Raw genomic sequence first — 4,816 nt, forward strand, 5'->3', positions numbered from 1 at the left:
ATCGTGAGAATACTGAAACTCGTTCATCGGGCATGCCTGTTTCTTCAGCGCGCCCTTCAACCGTGCGTGCTCTCTCTAATACCTTGGCAAACCTTGGCACTAGCTTTGACGCTGAGCCCGGTAATATTCGTGGCCTTGCTTCTGAATTTGCGGCTAAGTGTCAGTGGGGAACTATTGATGCTGAAAGTCTAATTGCCACCTTTGAGGAATGGAATAAGTCGAACGCCAACGATAAGACCTGGCTGGGTATTGTAGCGGATACCTTCAAGCAGGCTGGTGGTGAGGGCGAGATTAGCACCGTCTCGAATGAGACGTTGAGTAACGCGATTGCTGCAGCTGGAGTTAGCACCGAGCGCCACGATTTGGAAGTTCCGACTCCGGCAATTGTGGGTAAGTCTACGACCAGCGGTTATGTGAACGACCCCGTGAACGTTGCAACCGGTAACTTCATTGAAGAAGAGACCGACATGGCGTTCTCGGGTGCGGTTTCTGCTTGCTCTGTAACTCGTATGTACAACAGTGTGGCTGTTTTCGGTCAGCACGCTGTATCCGGTGTGTTCGGTGCTGGCTGGTCCTCGAATATTGAGAGCCGCGTGCAGCTGAACGCTGAGAATGCTGTCTGGACGATGGCTGACGGTCGTGAGGTGACCTTCGACCGAATGATTCGTGAGGACGGCACCCACGGCTACGCTCGTGCCCCGCGTGAAGCATGGTGGCTTGAAGAACTACCCCTCACCCAGCTGATGGGTGAAGAGGGCTCTGTTGCTGACCCCTCCCTGCGCTATATTTTGCACGCTACGGGCTACGATGCCTCGTCCCTGCTGCGTATCTCCGACAACTCTGGTACCCAGCACATTTTTAGCCTCACCGGTGTTTACCTGGGCATGAGCGCTGGAGCAGGTACTGCTGTCGCATACCTGCGCGATGAGGAGGGCCGCGTTAGCTCCATCGTGCATCAGCGCGGTGCACGTATCGACGTGGAGTACACCGAAGGTGGCCTTGTCGGCGCTATTCACTCTTCACGCGGTCAGTCTGTGCGTTACGAGTACGTCACCCTTGATGGTCGTACCCACCTGTGCGCTGTGCACGGTGACGCCGGTACCCGCCGTTATGAACATGACGCTGCCGGCCTGATTCACCGCGTGGTGGCTAGCACCGGCACCGTTGAGGTGACCAACTACTACGACCCTGCCGGCCGCATTACCGAGCAGGACACCGAATACGGTCGCCGTGTTCGCTACCGCTACCTGCCGAATGGCATTACTGACGTTTCGAACGAAGACGCCTCCTACACGAACCTGTGGATTAGTGACCAGTACGCACGCCTGACCGCCATTGTTGACGCGGAAGGCGGGCGTGCTAGCTATGCCTACGATGACTTCGGTAACCGTACGAGCGTGGTGGACCGCGATGGTTCCCGCACCACTCGCTACAGCGATGAGCGCGGCCGCATTATTCGTGAGGTCACCGATGAGGGCGCTGAAACCCTCTTCGCCTATGACGAGCATGACCGCGTAGTTTCTATGACGGTGAGTGCTATTGAGACGGACCCGCGCGCTCGCCGTGCTGCCCGTCTGGCTCGCCGTGCCCGTCTGGAGGCTGAGGCTCAGGGTCGCACCCTCGATGAGGCTACTTCAGGGCAGGAGTCTGCCCAGAGCCCCGCCGTAAGCCCGATGACTACGGTGACTTACGAGTACGCGAATGATTTTGAGCGTAACCCTTCTTCCATGACTGACGGCAACGGTCATGTGACCCGTTTTGAGTGGTCTGACGGCCTGCTGCAGCGCGTGGTGAGCCCTGAGGGTGTTACCGTCTCCCTTGAATATGACGAGTTCGGTCTGCTGACCGGCATTCGTAATGCTGAGCAGCAGCTGACCCGTTGTGAGTACTCTGCCGCGGGTCACCTGGTGAAGATTATTTCCGCCCTTGGGCTGGAAACTAAGTTCACCTATGATTCTGCCGGTCACATGGTGTGCCGTCAGAACCCGGATGGCTCCCGCTGGCGTTTTGAGTACGCTACTGGTGGTCGCCTGGTGGCATCAGTGGACCCTGCCGGTGCTCGCACCGAGTACGAGTACGGTCCGAGCGGTGACGTTGTTGCCGTGGTTGACCCGCTGGGTCGCCGCATGGAGCGCTCCTTTGATACAAACGGCAATATTGACCGCATTACCCTGCCCGGTGGTGCGCAGTTCAGCTACGCCTACGATGGCCTGATGCGCCTGGTGCGCACCATTGACCCCGCCGGTGGGGTGTGGACTCGCGAGTATGATGCCGCAAGCACTCTGACCGCGTTGATCGACCCGACCGGTGTAAGTGTACGTACTTCGGTCGATTCCTCACGCAAGACCATCACCACTAGTGATGGGGTTGACCGCGTGCGTATCTCGTGCGACCACCTGGGCCGCCCGGTGCGTACCGAGGTTCTCCCCGAGGATTCTGGTCCGCAGGTTAGTGCAGATGCTGACGACCCGACTGTCTCCACGATGGTTTATGACGGTGCGGGTAATCCCGTGCAGGTTCTGGACGCTGAGGGCGGTCTGAGCCGTTACGAGTACAACGGTTCGAACCAGATGGTGCGCATGGTTTCCCCCGCGGGTCGTGTGACCGAGTACAGCTACGATGTGTGCGGTCGACTGGCTGCAACCTATGAGGCTGCCGGCACTGCTGAGCAGGCTGTGACTCGCTACGAGTACGACGCTGATTCCCGTCTGATTCGCCAGGTGTACGGTGACGGCTCTGAGGCACGCGTTCGCTATGACGCGTGCGGTCGTGTGCTGTCTATTACCGGTTCTGGTGTGGCTTCTCCTGTGTTCTATACCTGGGATTCTTGTGGTCGTGTGAAGAGCATCCGCGATAACAAGTGGGGTACTCGTTCGTTCACCTATGATGCTGCTTCCCAGGTGGTTGCGGTGACTAATGGTGCCGGTGGCGTGACCCATTACCGTTATGATGAGGCGGGTAACGTTACCTCTGTGATGGACCCTGCCGGTCGCATTACCAGCTACGAGTATGACTTGATGGGTAATGTTCTGGCGGTCACTAATCCGCTGGGTGTGCGCACTACCTCTACCTATGACGCTGCCGGTCGTCTGCTGACCAGCACTGATGGTAATGGTGCTGTACATTCCTTCGGCTATGACCGTGACGGCGTTCCCTGTTCCCATTCGGTGAATGGTTCTTTGCTGTACCGTATGGAGCGTGATTCTGCGCGCCGTACGATGACGACTTATGACCATGCGGGCGTTGATGCGTTTGGTGCTCCCGTAGTGACCGTCGAGTCGTATGACCGTTTGGGGCGTCTAATCCGTCAGCGCCGTGAGTTTGGGGCTCAGATCCCGGAGTCGTTCCGTACCGCGTACATGGATGAGACTGGCGGCTATGAGCTGTCCTACGCTTACGATGCTGATGGTCTGCGCACTGAGTTTGTGCACCCTCTGGGTTCGAGCGCTTATGCGTATGATGCTGCTGGCCGTATGGTCAAGCAGACTGACGTTACCGCGTACCGCCTGGATGGAACCGCCGTTACCTCTGAGTCTCGTGTGGAGTCTTCCTTCGAGTACAACGCGGTAGATGCACTGGTGCGTGCGCAGGTGTCTGATCTGGCGGGTACCTGGGTTCGCGAGTTTGGTTACCGTGGCGCGCACATGATTTCTGTGACCGAGCAGCCCGCTGTGGCAGACTTGGCTGTGGCAGACTCTTCTGAGGCTCTGCGCACTGAGATTATTCGTGATGATTTGGGCCGTATTAGCGGCGTGGATTCGCCTGCTGGTCTGGTCATGTACACCTACACTGACGCCCAGATGCTTTCTTCTGCCGTTCGCGGTACCGAGACTCTGCGTTGGACCTATGATGCTGCTGGTGCGCTGGTGCGTGTTGAGTACTTTGATAGCGCCCAGCCGCAGAATGCTTGGGTGAAGGTGCTGGTCACTGATGAGGGTGCCCGCGTTCGCGCAGTGTGCGTCTATGGCGTGCAGGATGAGGCGAAGGTCGGCTCCCAGTTGGCTGAGTTTGCTTCTGTTGTTGAGGATGCTCAGGTGTGGCTGGGCCAGTGCCCGGAATCCGTGGAAGTTGAAGGCGTCACTTTGGTGCCGGTTTCGACGAGCGTGTTCTCCTATGACGGTAATGATTCGCGTCTTCTGCAGGTTTCTTCGGATGGTTCCGGCTCGTCGTTGACCTATGGTGCGGCTGGGTTTGTGAGCTCGGTGGCGTCGTGGGGTTCTGCTGAGGATTCGGCTGTGTCCTTCTCGCTGCTGTGTGCTTCTGCTGATGGTCGTGTGCTTGCTGCTGGTGGTGCGTCTGCTGGTGTGCCTGAGTTTGGTGTACCCTCAACCGATGCTCGCGTTAATGCGGGTTCTGCGGCTGGTTTTGATGCTTCGGTGATGCACCCGCTGGTGTGGGATGAGAACTCGTTCGTTCCGCGTGTGCTGGGTGTGGGCGGCTCGTCGTTGCCTTCTGTGGGTTCGTTGGTTCCTGGTGCTGGTTCTGGTGCTGGTTTGTTGGATCCGTATGGTTGGGCTTCTTTGGGTGTTGCTGCCCCTGTTGTGCCGTCTGCTCAGGGTGCTTCTGCTACTGGTGTGCCTGTGTTGCCGGATTCGCTGGTTGGTGTTTCTGCGGCTTCGGGCGTGGTGCTGGGCTCTACCGGTTTTGAGGTGTTGGGTGCCCGCGTGGTGGATTCGCGCGTGGCTCGTTTTACTGCGCCTGATCCTTTGGCTGCGCCTGTGGGTGCTGGTTGGGGTGCTGATCCGTTCTCGCTGGTGGGTGGTAACCCGGTTTCTTTGGTGGATCCGTGGGGTTTGTCGCCGGTGTCGGTGGAGGA

1 protein-coding gene is annotated in these 4,816 nt (G+C 58.3%); it reads left to right on the plus strand.

Annotated elements, in window-relative coordinates:
- Positions 1-32 precede the first annotated feature (32 nt).
- A partial coding sequence (locus Q0216_RS09100) for a DUF6531 domain-containing protein (RefSeq protein ID WP_298594714.1) occupies positions 33-4,816 on the plus strand: 4,784 nt, incomplete at its 3' end.

The sequence above is a fragment of the uncultured Rothia sp. genome (assembly GCF_937976295.1).
Classification (GTDB): Bacteria; Actinomycetota; Actinomycetes; order Actinomycetales; family Micrococcaceae; genus Rothia.